Source organism: Sphingomonas sp. GlSt437 (assembly GCF_048015635.2).
GTDB lineage: Bacteria > Pseudomonadota > Alphaproteobacteria > Sphingomonadales > Sphingomonadaceae > Sphingomonas.
Window position 1 is genome coordinate 195,132 of the sequence record NZ_JBPGYA010000001.1, and the last position, 18,596, is coordinate 213,727.

The 18,596-nt window shown below is 65.5% G+C and carries 30 protein-coding genes; 3 read left to right on the forward strand and 27 right to left on the reverse strand.

Annotated features, from left to right (window positions below; genetic code table 11):
* Positions 1-98 precede the first annotated feature (98 nt).
* Genes ACLB0R_RS00960 through modA form a run of 3 tightly spaced genes read right to left on the reverse strand, consistent with a single transcriptional unit; the run spans position 99 to position 2,179 of the window.
* Positions 99-722 carry an ATP-binding cassette domain-containing protein gene (locus tag ACLB0R_RS00960; protein ID WP_416641347.1) on the reverse strand — a complete coding sequence of 208 codons (624 nt, stop codon included), beginning with the start codon at positions 720-722 and terminating at the stop codon, positions 99-101.
* The gene (gene modB / locus ACLB0R_RS00965; RefSeq protein ID WP_434953674.1) at positions 712-1,410 is read right to left on the reverse strand and encodes a molybdate ABC transporter permease subunit; all 699 of its coding nucleotides are present in this window, start codon (positions 1,408-1,410) and stop codon (positions 712-714) included. The genes ACLB0R_RS00960 and modB overlap by 11 nt, the downstream gene beginning before the upstream one ends.
* Positions 1,397-2,179, reverse strand: a complete 783-nt coding sequence (modA, locus tag ACLB0R_RS00970; protein WP_416641349.1) for a molybdate ABC transporter substrate-binding protein — start codon at positions 2,177-2,179, stop codon at positions 1,397-1,399. Before modA ends, modB begins: the two co-directional genes overlap by 14 nt.
* A gap of 200 nt (positions 2,180-2,379) precedes the next feature.
* Here modA and ACLB0R_RS00975 point away from each other — a divergent pair, with 200 nt between their 5' ends.
* The 3 genes from ACLB0R_RS00975 to ACLB0R_RS00985 all read left to right on the forward strand — a co-directional run bounded on the left by ACLB0R_RS00975 (position 2,380) and on the right by ACLB0R_RS00985 (position 5,190).
* Positions 2,380-2,847 (forward strand): nuclear transport factor 2 family protein, encoded by a 468-nt coding sequence (locus ACLB0R_RS00975; RefSeq protein ID WP_416641351.1) that lies wholly within the window; start codon positions 2,380-2,382, stop codon positions 2,845-2,847.
* A gap of 103 nt (positions 2,848-2,950) precedes the next feature.
* Complete coding sequence (galU, locus tag ACLB0R_RS00980; RefSeq protein ID WP_416641352.1) at positions 2,951-3,823, forward strand: UTP--glucose-1-phosphate uridylyltransferase GalU; 873 nt, start codon at positions 2,951-2,953, stop codon at positions 3,821-3,823.
* A gap of 65 nt (positions 3,824-3,888) precedes the next feature.
* Positions 3,889-5,190 (forward strand): UDP-glucose dehydrogenase family protein, encoded by a 1,302-nt coding sequence (locus ACLB0R_RS00985; protein ID WP_416641354.1) that lies wholly within the window; start codon positions 3,889-3,891, stop codon positions 5,188-5,190.
* Between the two features lie 158 nt (positions 5,191-5,348).
* Here the strand turns inward: ACLB0R_RS00985 and ACLB0R_RS00990 are convergent, their stop codons facing one another.
* From ACLB0R_RS00990 to rplD, 24 genes are all read right to left on the reverse strand, one after another.
* Positions 5,349-5,915 carry an SRPBCC family protein gene (locus ACLB0R_RS00990; protein ID WP_416641356.1) on the reverse strand — a complete coding sequence of 189 codons (567 nt, stop codon included), beginning with the start codon at positions 5,913-5,915 and terminating at the stop codon, positions 5,349-5,351.
* Positions 5,916-5,992: 77 nt separating this feature from the next.
* Positions 5,993-6,643 carry an adenylate kinase gene (locus ACLB0R_RS00995; protein ID WP_416641357.1) on the reverse strand — a complete coding sequence of 217 codons (651 nt, stop codon included), beginning with the start codon at positions 6,641-6,643 and terminating at the stop codon, positions 5,993-5,995.
* Between the two features lie 38 nt (positions 6,644-6,681).
* Positions 6,682-8,046, reverse strand: a complete 1,365-nt coding sequence (gene secY / locus ACLB0R_RS01000; RefSeq protein WP_416641359.1) for a preprotein translocase subunit SecY — start codon at positions 8,044-8,046, stop codon at positions 6,682-6,684.
* A 162-nt stretch (positions 8,047-8,208) separates the two neighbouring features.
* The gene (rplO, locus tag ACLB0R_RS01005; RefSeq protein ID WP_416641361.1) at positions 8,209-8,742 is read right to left on the reverse strand and encodes a 50S ribosomal protein L15; all 534 of its coding nucleotides are present in this window, start codon (positions 8,740-8,742) and stop codon (positions 8,209-8,211) included.
* A 99-nt stretch (positions 8,743-8,841) separates the two neighbouring features.
* On the reverse strand, positions 8,842-9,414 hold the full coding sequence (locus ACLB0R_RS01010; RefSeq protein ID WP_416641362.1) for a putative colanic acid biosynthesis acetyltransferase: 573 nt from the start codon (positions 9,412-9,414) through the stop codon (positions 8,842-8,844).
* Complete coding sequence (locus tag ACLB0R_RS01015; RefSeq protein ID WP_416641364.1) at positions 9,411-10,352, reverse strand: glycosyltransferase family 2 protein; 942 nt, start codon at positions 10,350-10,352, stop codon at positions 9,411-9,413. The genes ACLB0R_RS01010 and ACLB0R_RS01015 overlap by 4 nt, the downstream gene beginning before the upstream one ends.
* A 171-nt stretch (positions 10,353-10,523) precedes the next feature.
* Positions 10,524-10,700, reverse strand: coding sequence for a 50S ribosomal protein L30 (gene rpmD / locus ACLB0R_RS01020; protein WP_416641365.1), 177 nt, complete (start codon positions 10,698-10,700; stop codon positions 10,524-10,526).
* A gap of 5 nt (positions 10,701-10,705) precedes the next feature.
* Positions 10,706-11,410, reverse strand: a complete 705-nt coding sequence (gene rpsE / locus ACLB0R_RS01025; RefSeq protein ID WP_416641367.1) for a 30S ribosomal protein S5 — start codon at positions 11,408-11,410, stop codon at positions 10,706-10,708.
* Positions 11,411-11,413: 3 nt separating this feature from the next.
* Positions 11,414-11,770: a 50S ribosomal protein L18 gene (gene rplR, locus ACLB0R_RS01030; protein WP_416641369.1), complete on the reverse strand. Its 357-nt coding sequence runs from the start codon at positions 11,768-11,770 to the stop codon at positions 11,414-11,416.
* A complete protein-coding gene (gene rplF / locus ACLB0R_RS01035) occupies positions 11,770-12,303 on the reverse strand; it encodes a 50S ribosomal protein L6 (RefSeq protein ID WP_416641371.1) in 534 nt (177 codons plus the stop codon). The genes rplR and rplF overlap by 1 nt, the downstream gene beginning before the upstream one ends.
* Positions 12,303-12,698 (reverse strand): 30S ribosomal protein S8, encoded by a 396-nt coding sequence (gene rpsH / locus ACLB0R_RS01040; protein ID WP_416641373.1) that lies wholly within the window; start codon positions 12,696-12,698, stop codon positions 12,303-12,305. The genes rplF and rpsH overlap by 1 nt, the downstream gene beginning before the upstream one ends.
* Positions 12,699-12,708: 10 nt before the next feature.
* Positions 12,709-13,014: a 30S ribosomal protein S14 gene (gene rpsN / locus ACLB0R_RS01045; protein ID WP_416641375.1), complete on the reverse strand. Its 306-nt coding sequence runs from the start codon at positions 13,012-13,014 to the stop codon at positions 12,709-12,711.
* A gap of 99 nt (positions 13,015-13,113) precedes the next feature.
* A complete protein-coding gene (rplE, locus tag ACLB0R_RS01050) occupies positions 13,114-13,692 on the reverse strand; it encodes a 50S ribosomal protein L5 (protein ID WP_416641377.1) in 579 nt (192 codons plus the stop codon).
* Positions 13,685-14,005, reverse strand: coding sequence for a 50S ribosomal protein L24 (rplX, locus tag ACLB0R_RS01055; RefSeq protein WP_416641378.1), 321 nt, complete (start codon positions 14,003-14,005; stop codon positions 13,685-13,687). Before rplX ends, rplE begins: the two co-directional genes overlap by 8 nt.
* On the reverse strand, positions 14,005-14,373 hold the full coding sequence (rplN, locus tag ACLB0R_RS01060; protein WP_416641380.1) for a 50S ribosomal protein L14: 369 nt from the start codon (positions 14,371-14,373) through the stop codon (positions 14,005-14,007). Before rplN ends, rplX begins: the two co-directional genes overlap by 1 nt.
* Before the next feature lie 144 nt (positions 14,374-14,517).
* Complete coding sequence (rpsQ, locus tag ACLB0R_RS01065) at positions 14,518-14,790, reverse strand: 30S ribosomal protein S17 (protein ID WP_416641381.1); 273 nt, start codon at positions 14,788-14,790, stop codon at positions 14,518-14,520.
* Between the two features lie 10 nt (positions 14,791-14,800).
* Positions 14,801-15,004 (reverse strand): 50S ribosomal protein L29, encoded by a 204-nt coding sequence (gene rpmC / locus ACLB0R_RS01070; RefSeq protein WP_416641382.1) that lies wholly within the window; start codon positions 15,002-15,004, stop codon positions 14,801-14,803.
* A gap of 5 nt (positions 15,005-15,009) precedes the next feature.
* Complete coding sequence (gene rplP, locus ACLB0R_RS01075; protein WP_416641384.1) at positions 15,010-15,441, reverse strand: 50S ribosomal protein L16; 432 nt, start codon at positions 15,439-15,441, stop codon at positions 15,010-15,012.
* 5 nt (positions 15,442-15,446) lie between these two features.
* Entirely contained in the window at positions 15,447-16,157 is a 711-nt protein-coding gene (rpsC, locus tag ACLB0R_RS01080) for a 30S ribosomal protein S3 (RefSeq protein WP_416641386.1), read from the reverse strand.
* 3 nt (positions 16,158-16,160) lie between these two features.
* The gene (gene rplV / locus ACLB0R_RS01085) at positions 16,161-16,541 is read right to left on the reverse strand and encodes a 50S ribosomal protein L22 (RefSeq protein ID WP_416641387.1); all 381 of its coding nucleotides are present in this window, start codon (positions 16,539-16,541) and stop codon (positions 16,161-16,163) included.
* On the reverse strand, positions 16,541-16,816 hold the full coding sequence (rpsS, locus tag ACLB0R_RS01090) for a 30S ribosomal protein S19 (protein WP_416641389.1): 276 nt from the start codon (positions 16,814-16,816) through the stop codon (positions 16,541-16,543). Before rpsS ends, rplV begins: the two co-directional genes overlap by 1 nt.
* Positions 16,817-16,819: 3 nt before the next feature.
* Positions 16,820-17,656, reverse strand: coding sequence for a 50S ribosomal protein L2 (gene rplB / locus ACLB0R_RS01095; RefSeq protein ID WP_416641391.1), 837 nt, complete (start codon positions 17,654-17,656; stop codon positions 16,820-16,822).
* Positions 17,656-17,976, reverse strand: coding sequence for a 50S ribosomal protein L23 (locus ACLB0R_RS01100; RefSeq protein WP_416641393.1), 321 nt, complete (start codon positions 17,974-17,976; stop codon positions 17,656-17,658). Before ACLB0R_RS01100 ends, rplB begins: the two co-directional genes overlap by 1 nt.
* On the reverse strand, positions 17,969-18,595 hold the full coding sequence (rplD, locus tag ACLB0R_RS01105; protein ID WP_416641395.1) for a 50S ribosomal protein L4: 627 nt from the start codon (positions 18,593-18,595) through the stop codon (positions 17,969-17,971). The genes ACLB0R_RS01100 and rplD overlap by 8 nt, the downstream gene beginning before the upstream one ends.
* Position 18,596: the final 1 nt, after the last annotated feature.

The window sequence follows — 18,596 nt, forward strand, 5'->3', positions numbered from 1 at the left end:
GCGAAGCTGCGCACTTCAGCGCTTAGCGAAGCTAGGTGATGGTTGGCTCAGCGGAGATCGCGTAATTTAACTCTTTACCTATCTCCACATAATGCGCCTCACCCCATCTCAACCACGTGCGTCGCCAGCCGTTCGGCTTCGGCGGCGTCGTGCGTCACCATCAGAATCGGTAGCCGCATCGTGTCGCGGATATGCTCGATCCCGCGCATGATTTCCTCGCGCCGCGCCCGGTCGAGCGAGGATAACGGCTCGTCGAGCAGCAGGAATTTCGGCGCGCTGAGCAGCGCCCGGCCAATCGCGACGCGCCGCGCTTCCCCGCCCGAAAGGCTACGCGGCCAGCGATCGAGCAGAGGCGTGATGTCGAGGAAGTGCGCCGCCTCTTCCAGCCCCAACCAGCGATCCTCGGGGCGCGCCAGGCCGTGCCCGTACAGCAGATTGGCGCGCACGCGCAGATGCGGGAACAGGCGCGGCTCCTGGAACACATAGCCCACGCGGCGGCGCTCGGGGGGCAGATCGATGCCCATCCCCGCGTCGAACAGCGTTTCACCCGCAACGCGCACATGGCCACGCGCCGGCCGGATCAGTCCGGCGATCATGTTGAGCACGCTCGTCTTACCCACGCCGGAAGGGCCGAACAGCACGGTCAACCCCTCGCTCGCCGTGAACCGCACGCTGATCTCGGCCCCGTCCAGCCGCACCGAGACGTCGACATCAAAAGACATGGAGCCCCCGCCCCGCGCGCCGCGCCAGTGCTTCGGACGCGATCAGCGCGCCCAGCGACAGCGCCACCGCGATCCCCGCCAGCCGCAGCACCGTCGCGTCGCCATCGGGCGTCTGCATCGCGGCGTAGATGGCGAGCGGCAGCGTCTGCGTCTCGCCCGGCACGTTGGACACGAAGGTGATCGTTGCGCCGAATTCGCCGACCGAGCGCGCAAAGCCGAGCACCAGCGCGGCCAGCACGCCAGGCAAGCTGAGCGGCAGCGTCACATCGCGGAACGCCCGCCACGGCCCCGCCCCCAAAGTCCGCGCCGCGCTTTCCAACCGGCGATCGACCGCCTCGATCGACAGGCGGATCGCGCGTACCATCAGCGGCAGCGCCATCACCGCACTCGCGATCGCCGCCCCCGTCCATTTGAACAACACGCTCGCGCCGAACCAGGCGAGCAGCCAGTGCCCAAGCGGCCCCGAGGGCGCGAACAGCAGCAGCAGCGCCCAGCCCGTCACCACCGGCGGCAGGACCAGTGGCAAGTGGACGATCGCATCAACGATCACCTTGCCCGGAAAGCGGACCCGCGCGAGCAGCCACGCCAGGGCAAACGCCACCGGCAGTGCCCCGGCCATCGCCACCAGCCCGACCTTGAGCGTCAGCAGAATGATCGCGGCGTCGCTCAGCGGGTCAAGCCCGGCCAAAGCCGTGGCGCGCGAAAATGGCGCGTGCGGCGGGCGACAGCAGGAAGCGGCGGAAGCCCTCGGCTTCCGGGTTGGTCGATGCTTTCAGCCGCGCCAATGGATAGCGGATCGGCGGATGGCTCGCAGGCGGAAAGACGCCCACCACGCGCACCTTGGCCGAGGCTTGCGCATCGGTCGCATAAACGATGCCGAACGGCGCCGCGCCGCGCTCGACCAGCGCCAGCGCCGCGCGGACATTCTCGGCGCGCACCACTTTGGCCGCCACCGCGTCCCACGCGCCGAGCTTGACCAAAGCCGCCTTGCCATAGCGCCCGGCGGGCACGCTGTCCGGATCGGCCATGGCAAGCGGCCCCTGCCCCAGCGCCGCCGACAGCGCGCGCGGTGACCGGAAGTCGATCCGCGTCGCCGTGCCTGCCGGCGCGACCACCACCAGCGCATTGCCGACGAAATCAGCGCGCGTTGCCGGCACGATCAGCCCGCGCTTGGCGAGATCGTCCATCCAGTCCTCATCCGCCGACAGGAACAGGTCCGCCGGCGCCCCCGCCGCGACTTGCCGCGCCAGCGCCGACGATGCTGCAAACGAAATCACCGGGCGCGGATGGCCACGCTTGGCCCAGGCGTCGGCGGCTTCGGTCAAAGACTCCTGCAGGCTGGCGGCGGCAAGCACGAGCGGCGCAACAGGCGCGGGCGCGGCAGCGAGCGCCGGTGCGCTTGCCAGCCCGAGAGCGGCCAGCGCCCCCACTATCCATCGCCGCGTTTTACCGATCATCGATCCACCACCTTCACTATTCCCGCCCGTATATCGCGCCGCCCTCCTCTAGGCCATCGGCTTTTCGGCGAAGCGCTGCAGCGGCGTTTGCCAAATGGGACGCGTTTCCCCCTCGACAAACCGCGTCCATCGAGTCAGCATCGCAACGATAAGAGGATGCCCCGCAAAGGGGTCGCAACCGGAAAACTGGAGCGCGACCGATGACCTGTATCTCGACCCTGGATTTCCAGACTCGGCTCGACGTCAACGAGCTGCTGGCGCAATATTCGCACTTCCTCGATCATGATCGCGGGCCGTGCTGGGCGGAGCTGTTCACCACCGACGGCGTCTTCGAATGCGCCGATGGCAAGCGGCTCGCCGGGCCTGCCGAGCTGGCGACGGTGCCCGGTCTGGTCCACGCCAAGGGCAATGGCGCGTGGCGCCACATCATCACCGCGATCGTTATCGAGCGTGGCGACAAGCGGCATGGCTTGACCGTGCGCGCTTATGGCCCGGTGCTCGACATGGACCAGGGCGGCACGGTCGCGGCGTTCTTCGATTACGAGTTCACGCTGCGCTTCGCCGCGCGCTGGCGGATCGCGCATGTGCTCGCGACGCGCGTCGGCAATGCCTCGGCACCGACCGTTGGCGTCGCCGCGTTCGCCAGCGCCGGGCAATCGCTGCAATAGCGACGCCGGCGCTCGTTCCGCTGCTGTTGCATCCGGCCGGGTTGCATCCGACTGGGCGCGGTGCGATAGCCCGCGCCCAAACTGGCTTTGGACGATACAGCGAATGATCAAGCCCCTGCGCAAGGCAGTGTTCCCGGTCGGCGGGCTCGGCACGCGCTTCCTGCCCGCGACCAAGGCGCTCCCTAAGGAAATGCTGCCGGTCGTCGATCGCCCGCTGATCCAATATGCCGTCGACGAGGCGCTCGACGCCGGCATCGAGCAGATGATCTTCGTCACCGGGCGCGGCAAATCGGCGATCGAGGACCATTTCGACATTGCTTATGAGCTCGAAACGACGATGGTCGCGCGCGGCAAGTCGCTCGATCTGCTCCACCAGACGCGGTTGAAGCCCGGCGCGGTCGCTTATGTTCGCCAGCAGGAGCCGATGGGGCTGGGCCATGCGGTGTGGTGCGCGCGCGACATCGTCGGCGACGAGCCCTTCGCGGTGCTGCTCGCCGACGATTTCATGGTCGGCGAGCCCGGGTGCCTGAAGCAGATGGTCGACGCCTATAACCGCGTCGGCGGCAACCTGATTTGCGCGCAGCAAGTCGCCGATGACGCGACGCATATGTACGGCGTCATCACCCCCGGCGCGCGCAACGGCAGCCTGACCGAAGTGCAGGGCCTGGTCGAAAAGCCGCCGCGCGGCACTGCGCCGAGCAACCTCGCCGTGATCGGTCGCTACATCCTCCAGCCCGAAGTGATGCGCGTGCTCGAACATCAGGAGAAAGGCGCGGGCGGCGAAATCCAGCTGACCGACGCGATGGCGCGGATGATTGGCACCCAGCCCTTCCACGGCGTCACCTTCGATGGCCGGCGTTATGATTGCGGCGACAAGGCGGGCTATATCCAGGCCAATCTCGCGATTGCGCTACAACGCCCCGACATGCGCGACACCGTGCGCGCCTTCGCGCTTGATTTGCTGGGCCAGCCCTAGCTAACGCGATCCCCACCCGCTGGCCTTGTCGCCAGTCGTCATCCGCTCACTAAACAGGCTATATCATGCGCATCACAATGGTCGGATCGGGCTATGTCGGACTGGTGTCGGGCGCGTGTTTCGCCGATTTCGGGCACGATGTGATCTGCGTCGACAAGGATGCGGCGAAGATCGACGCCTTGCTCGCCGGGCGCATGCCGATCTACGAGCCGGGCCTCGATGCCCTCGTCGCCAGCAATGTCGCGGCGGGCCGCCTCGCTTTCTCGACCGATCTCGCCGCCAGCGTCCGCGGCGCTGACGCCGTGTTCATCGCGGTCGGCACGCCCTCGCGCCGCGGCGACGGGCACGCCGATCTGAGCTATGTCCACGCCGCTGCCGAGGAGATTGCCGGCGCGATCGACGGCTTCACCGTGATCGTCGACAAATCGACCGTGCCGGTCGGCACCGGCGATGAAGTCGAGCGCATCATCCGTGACGCCAACCCGGCAGCCGAGTTCGCGGTCGTCTCCAACCCCGAATTCCTGCGCGAGGGCGCCGCGATCGACGATTTCAAGCGCCCCGACCGCGTCGTGATTGGCAGCGACGATCCGCGCGCGCTCGAGGTGATGCGCGCGATCTACCGCCCGCTTGCCATCGGCCGCTCGCCGATCATCGAGATGAGCCGCCGCGCCGCCGAACTCACCAAATATGCCGGCAACGCTTTCCTCGCGACCAAGATCACCTTCATCAACGAGATCGCCGATCTGTGCGAGAAAGTCGGCGCGGACGTGCAGGATGTCGCGCGCGGCATCGGCCTCGACAACCGCATCGGCGCCAAGTTCCTCCATGCCGGGCCCGGCTATGGCGGCTCGTGCTTCCCCAAGGACACGCTGGCGCTGCTCAAGACCGCGCAGGATTGCGAAGCGCCGCAGCGGATCGTCGAAGCCGTGGTCGCGGTCAATGATCAGCGCAAGCGCGCGATGGGCCGCAAGATCATCACCGCGATGGGCGGCGACGTGCGCGACAAGACCATCGCCATCCTGGGCCTGACCTTCAAGCCCAACACCGACGATATGCGCGATTCCCCCGCCATTTCGATCATCCAGACGTTGCAGGACGCCGGCGCCAGCGTCCGCGCTTATGATCCCGAAGGCATCGAGCAGGCGAAGAAAGTGCTCGACGACGTGACCTATTGCGAGGGCGCGTATCAGGCGGTCGATGGCGCCGACGCGGTCGCGATCGTCACCGAGTGGAACCAGTTCCGCGCACTCGACCTCAAGCGGATCAAGGCGCTACTCAAGGGCGATGTGCTGGTGGACTTGCGCAACATCTATGCGCGGGCCGATGTGGAAGCGATCGGCCTGCGCTACACGGCGGTGGGGCGGTAGAGCCTTTCTGGTAGATCTGTCCGTCATTCCCGCGCAGGCGGGAATCCATTCGTGCCAGCGCTAATCGGCTTTACGAGCTTCAGCGAAAATGGATCCCCGCCTGCGCGGGGATGACGGATAAGCGCAGAGACGAAAGTCCCGACGCCGCGTCGCCGTCTTTATTTCTTCGCCTCGCCCTCATCGGCTGGCGCCGGCGCCGGCGGCGCTTCGGCGGCGGTCTTCAGCCCCTTCATCTGTACCGCCAGCACATCGTCAACCTTGGGCGCAATCGCATCGAGCCCGCCCTTGGCATAGCCGCTGACGATATAAGCGAGGGACACCTTGGTTGCCTTATCGCCTTCCGGCGCGAGCACGATGGTCAGCGTGCCCGTCACCGCCTCGGCCTGGAGCGGCCCCAGCGCCGCGCTCAGCCGCAACGCGCGTGGCGCCTGGATAAAGACGATCCGGCCATGCTCGACGCTGCCCTTGCCGGGGATCTTCTCGCAGAAGCAGCCGGTCGCCTGGCTGTCGAGATAAAGATTGGCGCTGTTGTCGGTATAGGTATGGTCGTGCGACCACCATTTTTGCGGGCTGCGCAGCGTATCCCATACCTGCTGCACCGGCGCGTCGATGGTGAGGCTCTGCTCGATATCGAACATGACCGGCGTCGCTTGCTCGACTTCCGATCGGGCGGGCGCTGCTACCGCCACGCCACCCAAGATCAACGCTGCGATCAATCCGCGCATCGCGCCCTCCCCATGCCTGGGCGCAGGCTAGCGGAGCGATGCCAGCCGAGTCCAGCGCCGCGCGGGGCGCCGCTCAATTACCGGCCCGCCAGGATCGCCTCGATCGCGGCGCTGACATGGTCGATATCGGCCATGCCGTCGACGCGGCGGACCAGCCCGCGGCTTTCGTAGATCGGCAGGATCGGCGCGGTCTTGGCGCGATATTCGGCCATTCGGGTGCGCACCGTGACTTCGTTATCGTCGGCACGGCGCTTGAATTCATGGGCACCGCAGACGTCGCACGTGCCCTCAACCTTCGGCAGATGGAATTTGTCGTGGTAATTCGCGCCGCATTTGACGCAGGAAAAGCGCCCGACGATCCGCTCGACCAGCGCATCCTCGTCGACCTCGAGCTCAATGACATAATCGAGCTTGCGATGCCGCTCGCCGAGCAGTTCGTCCAAGGAGCGCGCCTGCGCTTCGGTGCGCGGATAGCCGTCGAAAATCACGCCATGCGCGGTATCGGGCTCGTCAAGCCGGTCGCCGATGATGCCCGAGACGATCTCGTCCGACACCAGCTCACCCGCCTCCATCACCGCCTTGGCGCGCAAGCCCACCGGCGTTCCCGCTTTCACCGCCGCGCGCAGCATGTCGCCGGTCGACAGCTGCACCATGCCGCGCGTCGCCTGCAGGCGCGCCGCCTGCGTGCCTTTGCCCGCGCCCGGCGGCCCCAACAGGATGATATTCAACGCCTTGCGTCCCCCTACCTATGCGGTGGCTGCTTGTCTCAGCGCAGCCTGCCGCCCTTCAGCTTCGCCTTCTTGATCAGGTCGCCATATTGGTGCGCGAGCAAGTGCGATTGGATCTGTGTCACCGTGTCCATCGTTACGTTGACGACGATCAGCAGGCTAGTCCCGCCGAGATAGAAGGGGATCGACAGCGCCGAGACGAGATATTCGGGCACCAGACAGATGATCGTCAAATACGCCGCACCGATCACGGTAATGCGCGTCAGCACATAATCGAAATACTGCTCGGTGTTCTTGCCCGGACGAATGCCGGGGATAAAGCCGCCATAGCGCTTGAGATTCTCGGCCGTCTCTTCCGGGTTGAACACCACGGCGGTGTAGAAGAACGAGAAGAAGATAATGCCGGCGCCATAAAGCGTCAGATAAAGCGGCGAACCGTGCTGGAGATACTGGTTGAGCGTGATGATCGTGTCGCCGATCCAGCTCTGCCCCTGGGTGTATTTGCCGGCGAACTGCGTGATCGTCAGCGGCATCAGCAGCAGCGACGACGCGAAGATCGGCGGGATAACGCCGGCGGTGTTGATCTTGAGCGGCAAGTGGCTGCGGTCGGCCTGCATGCCGCGCTGCGTCTGGCGCTTGGGATATTGGATCAGGATGCGGCGCTGCGCGCGCTCCATGAAGCAGATGAAGAGCACCAGCGCAGCGACCGCGACGATGATGCCGATCACGCGCACCGAGTCGAGGCTTCCCGATCGGCTGCCCTCGAACAGATTGTAGAGCGTCGTCGGCAGATTGGCGACGATGCCCGCCATGATGATCAGGCTGGTGCCGTTGCCGATGCCGCGACTGGTGATCTGCTCGCCCAGCCACATCAGGAACATCGTGCCGCCGACGAGGCTGATCACCGCGCCGATACGGAACATCAGGCCCGGCTCGATCACGGCCGCAACGCCCTGCGAGGCGCCGAACGATTCCAGCCCCAGCGCGATGAAATAGCCCTGGATCATGGTCAGCAGCACGGTGCCGTAGCGGGTATATTGGTTGAGCCGCTTGCGGCCGCTCTCGCCTTCCTTCTTGATCGAGTTGAGCGTCGGCGACAGCGAGGTCGCGAGCTGCACCACGATCGAGGCGGTGATGTAGGGCATCACGCCGAGCGCGATGAGGCTCATCCGCTTGAGCGAGCCGCCCGAGAAATTGTTGAACAGGTCGAGCACGCCGCCATTGGTCTGCTGGCTGAGCAGCCCGAGCGCGGTCGGGTCGACGCCCGGCAGCGGCACATAAGACAGCAGCCGGAAGATGATCAGTGCGCCGATCGTGAACCACAGGCGCTTCTTGAGATCGGTCGCTTGCGTGAAATTGGCGAAGCTCAGGCTGGAAGCCATTTGTTCGGCGGCAGAGGCCATGCGTACTTACGTCCTAACGGCGGAAAGCAAAACGGCGGGATCCGCGATCACGCGCCCCGCCGCTCATATAGGCGCTAGGCCGCGCTTGTCTAATGGGAAGGGGCAAATTCCCGTCGCCGGGCGATGGCCGCTCCAACCGAAGCCGGAGCGGCACCATCAACCTCAGCCCTTCTTGGCGGCGATTTTCGCGGCGCGCACGGTGCCCTTCTTGGCAGCGGCCTTTTCGGCAGCCGGCACCACGGTGATCACCTCAACCGAGCCGCCTGCCTTTTCGACCGCCTCGCGCGCGCCCTTCGACACGCCGGCGACGAGGAAGGTCAGCTTGGCGGAGAAGTCGCCCTTGCCGAGCAGCCGAACGCCGTCCTTGCCGCCGCGCGCGAGACCCGCCGCCTTCAGCGCGGCATGGTCGATCGTGACCTCGGCCTTCAGCGTGCCGGCATCGAGCGCCTTCTGGATCGCGCCCAGATTCACCTCGGCATAATCGCGCGCGAAGATGTTGTTGAAGCCGCGCTTCGGCAACCGCATGTGGAGCGGCATCTGGCCGCCTTCAAAGCCGTTGATCGACACGCCTTCGCGGCTCTTCTGGCCCTTCTGGCCACGCCCGCCGGTCTTGCCCTTGCCCGAACCGATGCCGCGTCCGACGCGGATCTTGCGGTGACGGGCACCCTGGTTGTCGGCGATTTCATTCAGTTTCATGGTCGTGCACTCGCTTTCGCTATGGTCGCGCTGGATGGAAGCTGGGCCGCATAGTCGGTCAGGCGCGCGCTGTCACCCCCTAAAAGCGGTAGCGCACGGTTATGCCGCGCCTGGCGCCTTCGCGCGACGGCGGATCAGCTTGGCGGGATTGCCGCCATAGACGCCCCAGGCATCGAGATCGCTGAACGCGCAGCCCCGCGCGCCAAGGACGGCCCCCTCGCCCACCACCACGCCCGGCCCGACGAACGCTTCCGCCGCCACCCAGGCATCCGCGCCGATCACGATCGGCCGCGCGACGAGCTGGAAATGCGGATCCTCGATATCGTGCGACCCCGCACAGAGATGCGCGCGCTGCGAGACGATCGCCCGCGCGCCAATCGTGATCGGCGCCATATTGTAGATGATCGCGCCGGGCCCGATCGATCCGCCCGCCTCGACGATCAGGTTCGCCGGCGCCCAGATCACCGCGCTGCTGCGGACATGCGCGCCGGGCGCGATCCGCGCGCCGAACAAGCGCAACAGCCAGCAGCGCCAGCCATTGAGCATTGGCGGGGTCCACCGCGCTAGCAGCAGCCAGGCAAGCTGCCAGCCGGCGCGATATGCCCGATTGGCGAGCGAGAAGCTCGGCCCGCCCGATAGCGGCTGGGATTGGGATGCGTCGAGCGGCTTCATGCCTCGTCCCCCGGCGCCGTCAGCTTGTGCCCGGTCAGCGCGCTCAGCAGCGCGCGGCGCTCGGCCGCCGTCTGGCACCCTGCCTTGCCCAGTTCACCCTCCAGCTCGAGAACCTTCGCATCGACCAGGAAGCGATACCAGAAGCCCTGCAGCGCATGATAGATCAACCCCGCCCGGCCATCGAGAAAGCCGAGCCGGAAGATCATGCGATAGAGGAAATAGGCAAGCGGCCCCACCCCCAGCGGCAAGCGATTATAGACGCGCTGCTTCAGCCACCGCTTGAGCCCGGCTTGCTGCGGCATGGCGGCAGCCTCGGGCGTGTCGCTCAACCCCAGCGCATAGCGCTCGTCGAGCCGGTCGATCGCTTCGAGCGTCGCATAGCCGTTATGCTTGGCAATGAACGCGCTCAGATCGTGGAGATTATGGTCGGCAAAACCGCCCGGCATCGTAATCACCCGGCCACCACCAACCGCGACATGCTCGTCCATCCAGCGATTCTCGACGCGACCCTGGCCAGCGCGCCATAATCGCAGCAGCATCAACGGGTAACGCCCGCCATACCTGATCCAGCGGCCCATGAAGATGTGCTTTCGGGCGAAACTGATCCCCGCCACATCGGCAGGCTGAAGCGGCAGTTCTGCGGCGATCCGGGCGGCGAGGTCGGGCTCGATCACTTCGTCGGCATCGAGGCGCATCACCCAGCCGGTGCGGATGTCGCCATGATCGAGCGCCCAGTTGAACTGCGTCGCATGATTGACCCAGTCATTATGCAGGATGTCGCCCCCAGCGCGGCGCGCCCGCTCGATCGTGTCGTCGGTCGAACCGGAGTCCACCACCAACACCCGCGCCGCGATGGACCGTACCGAGGCGATGGCGCGTTCGATATGCAGCGCCTCGTTATGCGTCAGGATGATAACGGTGATGTCCGCGCTAGCCATTGCCTGCGTTCGCCCCCCGACATCGCTTGACCCGCCGCGTGCTATCGCGAATGCCGCGCCCGTCACAACCGCTTTGTTGGCGCAGAGTGTCCCGGCCTTGCGCGACCGCTCCAAAAGCAAACGCCCGGCGATTGCTCGCCGGGCGTCCGCGTTTCCAGCAAGGTGGAAGGCTCAGCCTTCGACCTGCACCATATGCGCGACCTTGCGGATCATGCCGCGCACCTCAGGGGTGTCGGTCAGTTCCGAGGTCTTGTGCATCTTGCCGAGGCCAAGGCCGATCAGCGTCGCGCGCTGGTCCTTGGTGCGGCGGATGGGCGAGCCCGTCTGGGTAATCTTGATGGTTGCCATGGGGCTTACTCCACGATCGCCGCGGCATCCGCCTCGGCGCTCTGCGATCCGCTACGGCCGAGCAGGTCGGCGATCTTCTTGCCGCGACGCTGCGCCACCGATTTGGGGCTGACCTGCGTCGTCAGCGCGTCGAACGTCGCGCGGATCATGTTGTAGGGATTGGATGTGCCGACCGACTTGGTCACCACATCGGCAACACCGAGCGATTCGAACACCGCGCGCATCGGGCCGCCGGCGATGATGCCGGTGCCCTGCGGCGCCGAGCGCAGCGTGACCCGGCCCGCGCCGAAATGGCCGTTGCCGTCATGGTGCAGCGTGCGGCCTTCCTTCAGCGGCACGCGGACCATCGCCTTCTTGGCGGCGGCGGTTGCCTTGCTGATCGCTTCGGGCACTTCGCGCGCCTTGCCATGGCCGAAGCCGACCCGGCCCTTGCCATCGCCGACAACGACGAGTGCCGCAAAGCCGAAGCGCTTGCCGCCCTTCACCGTCTTGGAAACGCGGTTGATATGCACGAGCTTTTCGATCAGCTCTTCGCCGCCCTCATCGGTGCCGCCACGCGCGCCGCGATCATCGCGACGGCCCCGGCCGCCACGATCGCCACCGCGACCACCGCCGCGCTCACCGCCACGGCCACCCCGGCCGCGACGCGGTGCGCCGGCATCGGTCGCTTCCGGCGCTGCTTCCGCGCCCTGAATGATTTCGTCCGCCATGCCTTAGAACTCCAATCCGGCTTCGCGCGCGGCATCCGCCAGCGCCTTGACGCGTCCGTGGTACAGGAAGCCGCCGCGATCGAACACGACCTGCGTCACGCCGGCGGCCTTCGCGGCTTCCGCCACGCGCTTGCCGACATTGGTCGCAGCTTCGATGTTCGCGCCGCTGGTGCCCTTGGCGCCCTTGTCGAGCGTCGAGGCAGCCGCGACGGTGCGCCCTTCGGCGTCGTCGATCACCTGCGCATAAATGTGCTTGCCCGAGCGATGCACCGACAGGCGCGGACGATTGCCGGCGCGCGCGCGGAGCGCCGTGCGGTTGCGGCGACGCCGCTTTTCGAAGAGGGAAAGACCCTTGCTCATCACTTCTTCTTCCCTTCCTTGCGGAAGATATACTCGCCGCGATACTTGATGCCCTTGCCCTTATACGGCTCGGGCTTGCGCCAGCGGCGGATTTCCGCGGCCACCTGGCCAACCTTCTGCTTGTCGATGCCGCTGATCTCGACCGTGGTCTGATCGGGCGTCTTGATCTCGATCCCGTCCGGAATCGCGAAGTTGACGTGGTGGCTATAGCCCAGCTGCAGGTTGAGCGTGCGGCCCTGCGCGGCGGCGCGATAGCCGACGCCGGTGATTTCCAGCACCTTCTGGAAACCCTCGGTCACCCCCGTCACCAGATTGGCAACCAATGTGCGCTGCATGCCCCAGAACGCGCGAGCGCGCTTGGTGTCGTTGGCGGGCTTGACCGTCAGCGTGCCGTTTTCCAGCGCATAGACGACATCGTCGGCCATCGGCATGGTCAGCGTGCCCTTGGGGCCCTTGACCGAGATCAGGCCGCCGTCCAGCGTCGCGGTGACGTTGGCGGGAATGGCGATCGGCTTTTTACCGGTGCGGCTCATCAGAATACCTCCGCCAGCACTTCGCCGCCGACATTCTGCTCGCGCGCTTCCGCGTCGGACAGAACGCCCTTGGGCGTCGAGACGATGGTGATGCCCAGGCCGTTCATCACGCGCGGCAGTTCCTGCGAACCGCTGTACACGCGACGGCCGGGCTTCGAGACGCGCGCGACATGCTTGATCGCGGGCTGGCCCTCGAAATATTTAAGCTCGATGCGCAGACCCTTGGCGGGGCCCATCGTTTCCTCGGCGTACCCGCGGATATAGCCTTCGCGCTGCAGCACATCGAGCACGCGGACGCGCAGCTTCGACGCCGGCGTCAGCACGCTGTCCTTGCGGGCGCGCTGGCCATTGCGGATGCGGGTGAGCATGTCACCAATGGGATCGGTCAATGCCATAATCTGATCCTTACCAGCTCGACTTGGTGACGCCCGGAATCAGGCCCTTATTGGCCAATTCGCGGAGCTGCACGCGGCAGAGGCGGAACTTGCGATAATAAGCGCGCGGACGGCCGGTCAGCTCGCACCGGTTGCGGATGCGGGTCGGGTTGCCGTTGCGCGGGATCTCCGCGAGCTTCAGGCGCGCGATCAGCCGCTCGGTCTCGTCGAGCGCCTTGTCGTTCGCGATCGCCTTCAGCTTGGCATAGCGCCCGGCATATTTCTTCACGAGCTGCTTGCGACGCTCGTTCTTGTTGATCGAACTCAGTTTCGCCATGGACTTAAGCTCTCTACTTTCTCTCTCGTCGTCCCAGCGAACGCTGGGACCGTTTGCCGCCTGCGACCCCAGCTTTCGCTGGGGTGACGGCTGATTGGATCACGCCGCTTTCTTCTCGGCTTCTTCCTGCGGGAACGGGAAGCCGAACAGCCGGAGCAGTTCGCGCGCCTCGTCGTCGGTCTTGGCGGTGGTCGTCACGATCACATCCATGCCGCGCACCTTGTCGATGCGGTCATAGTTGATCTCGGGGAACACCAGCTGCTCCTTCAGGCCGCAAGCGTAATTGCCGCGCCCATCGAAGCTCTTCGGGTTCAGGCCGCGAAAGTCACGCACGCGCGGCAACGCGATGGTGATAAAGCGATCCAGAAACTCGTACATGCGCTCGCGACGCAGCGTCACCTTGACGCCGATCGGCATGCCTTCGCGCAGCTTGAACTGCGCGATCGACTTCTTGGCCTTGGTGATCACCGGCTTCTGGCCCGCGATCAGCTCGAGCTCACCCGCCGCATTGGTGACGTGCTTGCGGTCGTTGACCGCCTCGCCCACACCCATGTTGAGCACGATCTTCTCGATCTTCGGCACTTCCAGCGCGTTCTTATAGCCGAACTTCTCGGTCATCGCCTTGACGATGGTCTCGTCGTACAGCTTCTTCATCCGCGGCGTGTAAGTATCAGCCATTGATCGTCTCCCCGGACTTCACGGCCACGCGGACCTTCTTGCCGTCCTTGGTCTCGAAGCGGACGCGGGTCGGCTTGCCGGTCTTGGGATCGGCGATCGCGACCTTCGACACCGGCAGCGGCGCCTCGATGCGCTCCAGCCCGCCCTGCGGGTTGAGCTGGCTCGGCTTCTTGTGGCGGACATGCACGTTCACGCCCGACACGACGACCTTGCCGTCCTTCGGCAGCGCGCGGGTGACTTCACCCGTCTTGCCCTTGTCCTTGCCCGACAGGACGACGACGCGGTCGCCCTTCTTGATCTTCGCAGCAGCCATCACAGCACCTCCGGCGCAAGGCTGATGATCTTCATGTGCTTCTTGGCACGCAGCTCGCGCACCACCGGCCCGAAGATACGGGTGCCGATCGGCTCCTCGTTCTTGTTGACCAGCACGGCGGCATTGGTATCGAAACGGATCACCGAGCCGTCGGGACGGCGAATATCCTTCGCCGTGCGCACGATGACCGCGCGGTGCACGTCGCCCTTCTTCACCTTGCCCCTGGGCACGGCTTCCTTGATGCTGACGACGATGATGTCGCCGACACCCGCGGTGCGACGCTTCGATCCGCCCAGCACCTTGATGCACTGCACCCGCTTCGCGCCGCTGTTGTCAGCGACCTCGAGATTGGATTGCATCTGGATCATCGATCCGGTTCCTTCTTCGCTATGGCGCCCGATACCGACCGGACGCCGCCTTTAATTTCTTCTCGACCGTCACCCCAGCGAAAGCTGGGGTCGTTGGCATTTGTCTCTGCCGCCCGCGATCCCAGCTTTCGCTGGGATGACGGATTACGCGTCGACTTCGACCCGCTCTGGCGTCACCGCCGCAGCCACGCGCTCGATGACGCGCCAGGTCTTGTTCTTCGAAATCGGCGCGGTCTCTTCGATCCGCACCGTCTCGCCCGACTTGAACTCGTTCGCCTCATCATGGGCGTGATACTTCTTCGAGCGGCGGATGATCTTGCCGTAGAGCGGGTGCTTGACCTTGCGCTCCACCAGCACGACCACCGTCTTGTCGTTCTTGTCCGAGACGATCTGTCCCGTCAGCACGCGCTTCGGCATGGCTAAATCCTTACTTCGCCGCCGAGCGCGTACGCTCGGACTGAATGGTCTTGATGCGCGCGATGTCGCGCCGCACTTCGCGAACCCGCGACGGCTTTTCGAGCTGGCTCGTCGCTGCCTGGAAGCGGAGGTTGAACGCCTCGCGCTTCAGCTCGCCGAGCTGCTCGACCAGCTGGTCGTCGGTCTTCGCCTTGAAATCCGCAGTCTTGGTCATCGCTATCACGCTCCCAGGTGCGAGGTGTCGCCGAGGCGGGCCACCACCTTGGTCTTGATCGGCAGCTTCATCGCTGCGCGCTCGAACGCTTCCGCCGCGAGCGGGCCGGGCACGCCGTCGAGCTCGAACAGGATGCGGCCGGGCTTGACGCGCGCTGCCCAGAATTCAGGCGAGCCCTTGCCCGAGCCCATGCGGACTTCGGCGGGCTTGGACGAGACCGGCACGTCCGGGAAAATGCGGATCCACAAACGGCCCTGGCGCTTGATGTGACGCGTGATCGCGCGGCGGGCAGCCTCGATCTGGCGCGCGGTCAGCCGGTCGGGCTCCATCGCCTTCAGGCCATAAGACCCAAAGTTGAGCGTCGCGCCGCCCTTGGCATCGCCATGGATGCGGCCCTTGAAGGCCTTGCGGAACTTGGTGCGTTTCGGTTGCAACATGGCTCTTAGTTCCTGCGATCTTCGCGCGCCGGGCGCACGCCAGAGGTCTGCGCGTCCATCATCAGCCGGTCCTGCGCCATCGGGTCATGGCCGAGGATTTCGCCCTTGAAGATCCACACCTTCACGCCGCACACGCCATAAGCGGTGTGCGCCTGCGCTTCGGCATAATCGACATTGGCGCGCAGCGTGTGGAGCGGCACGCGGCCCTCACGATACCATTCGGTCCGCGCGATTTCCGCGCCACCCAGACGGCCGCCGCAATTGATCCGGATGCCTTCGGCACCCAGCCGCAGCGCCGACTGCACCGCGCGCTTCATGGCGCGACGGAACGCGATGCGGCGCTCGAGCTGATCGGCAACGCCCTGCGCGACGAGCTTGGCGTCGATTTCGGGCTTGCGGATTTCGACGATGTTAAGGCTCACGTCCGACGCGGTCATCTTGCCCAGCGTCTTGCGCAGCTTCTCGATGTCGGCGCCCTTCTTGCCGATGATGACACCGGGGCGCGCGGCATAGATGGAGATGCGGCACAGCTTCGCCGGACGCTCGATCACCACCTTGCTGATCGCGGCTTGCGGCAGCGTCTTCAGGATGAACTGGCGGATCTTGAGATCCTCCAGCAGCAGCCGGCCGTAATCGCCACCCTCGGCGAACCAGCGGCTGTCCCACGTGCGGTTGATCTGGAGGCGCAGCCCGATCGGATTTGATTTCTGACCCATGACTTAAGCCTCTTCTTCCTGCTCGCGCACGACGATGCGAAGCCGCGAGAACGGCTTCAGGATGCGCGTCGACTTGCCGCGACCGCGCGTCGCGAAACGCTTCATCGTGATCGACTTGCCGACCGACGCCTCGGCGACGACGAGCGCGTCGACGTCGAGATTATGGTTGTTCTCCGCGTTAGCGATCGCGGACGCGAGCACCTTGCGCGCATCTTCCGCCATCGCCCGCTTGGAAAAAGCGAGGATGTTCATCGCATCGCCGGCCTTCTTGCCGCGGATCAGGCCCGCGACCAGGTTCAGCTTCTGCGCTGAACCACGGATCTGCGTGCCGACCGACAGCGCTTCCTTGTCGCCCACGCGACGGGGTGCAGCAGCCTTGCCCATTAGCGCTTGCCCTTCTTGTCAGCAGCATGGCCGGGGAAGAAGCGCGTCGGCGCGAATTCACCCAGCTTCATGCCGACCATTTCCTCGCTGACCGAGACGGGCACGAACTTCTTGCCGTTATAGACATTGAAGGTCAGGCCGACAAAGTCGGGCAGGATCGTCGAGCGGCGCGACCAGGTCTTGATGGGCGCCCGCGCGCCACCTTCCTGCGCGGTCTGCGCCTTCTTCAACAGATTGAGGTCCACAAACGGACCCTTCCAAACGGAGCGAGCCATCGATCAGCCCTTCTTCTTCGCGTGACGCGACCGGATGATGAACTTGTCGGTCGCCTTGTTGTGACGGGTGCGCGCACCCTTGGTCGGCTTGCCCCAGGGCGTGACCGGGTGACGGCCGCCCGAGGTGCGGCCTTCACCACCGCCATGCGGGTGGTCGACCGGGTTCTTGGCGACGCCGCGCGTCAGCGGGCGCTTGCCGAGCCAGCGGTTGCGACCGGCCTTGGCGAGGTTCTGGTTGGCATTGTCGGGGTTCGACACCGCGCCCACCGTCGCCATGCAATCGCTGCGGATATAGCGCTGCTCGCCCGAGTTGAGGCGGATCATCACCATGCCCTTGTCGCGGCCGACGACCTGCACATAGGTGCCCGCCGCGCGCGCCAGCTGACCGCCCTTGCCGGGCTTCATCTCGACATTGTGCGCGATCGTGCCGACCGGCATCTGGCCGAGTTCCATCGCGTTGCCGGGCTTCACGTCGGTCTTCTTGCCGGCAATCACGCTGTCACCCACGGCCAGGCGCTGCGGCGCCAGCACATAAGCGAGCTCCCCGTCTTGATACTTGACCAGCGCGATGAACGCCGAGCGATTGGGATCATATTCCAGCCGCTCGACGGTTGCCGGCACGTCCCACTTGCGGCGCTTGAAATCGACGATGCGATAGCGCTGCTTGTGGCCGCCGGCGATGCCGCGCGACGTGACATGGCCCTTGTTGTTGCGTCCGCCGGTCTTGCGCTTGCCTTCGGTCAGCGCCTTGACCGGCTTGCCCTTGTGCAGCCCCGACTTGTCGACGAGGATCAATCCACGTCGCGCCGGGCTGGTCGGGTTGTAATGCTTGAGTGCCATTACGCGCTCACCCCTTCGGTCACGTCGATCGACTGCCCGTCCTTGAGCGTCACGATCGCTTTCTTGAAGTCAGACCGCTGATAGGGAACACCCTTCCAGCGCTTGGTCTTGCCCTTTTGCGTGATGGTGTTGACGCCGGTCACGGTCACGTTGAACAGCGCTTCCACCGCCGCCTTGATCTCAGGCTTGGTGGCGCGGTTAGCGACCTTGAACACGACCGCATTCTGGTCGCTCACCAAGGTAGCCTTCTCGGTGATGTGCGGCGCCAGGATCACGTCGTAATGACGCACATCCACCGCGGCATTCTGCTTCTTAGCCATGGAACCGCGCCTCCAGCTTTTCGACCGCGGCGCGGCTCAGCACCAGCGTGTCATGCTTCAAGATGTCATAGACATTGGCACCGGCAGCCGGCAGCACGTTGATCTCGCGGATATTGCCGGCGGCCAGCGCGAAGCTCGCCTCGACCATGTCCCCGTCGATCACCAGCGCGGTCTTGGCGCCGAGCGACGCGAAGTTCTTCGCGAGCACCGCGGTCTTGCCATTGTCCACTGCCAGCGTGTCGACGACGACAAGCTTGCCGTCCTTCGCCTTGGCCGACAGTGCCATCTTCAGGCCGAGCGCACGCACCTTCTTATTGAGCGACGGGTTGAAGTCGCGGACGCGGGCGCCGTGCGCCTTACCACCGCCGATGAACACCGGCGCGCGACGATCGCCGTGACGTGCCGTGCCGCCGCCCTTCTGGCGACCGAACTTCTTGCCGGTGCGGGCCACGTCGGCGCGCTCGCGGGTGCCACGGGCGGTGCCGCGACGCTTTTCGAGCTGCCAGGTGACGACGCGGTGCAGGATGTCGGCGCGCGGCTCGAGGCCGAACACGTCATCGCTGAGGTCGATTTCGCCAGCAGCCTTGCCGGCGTCCAGGGTCTGAACCTTGACCTTCATG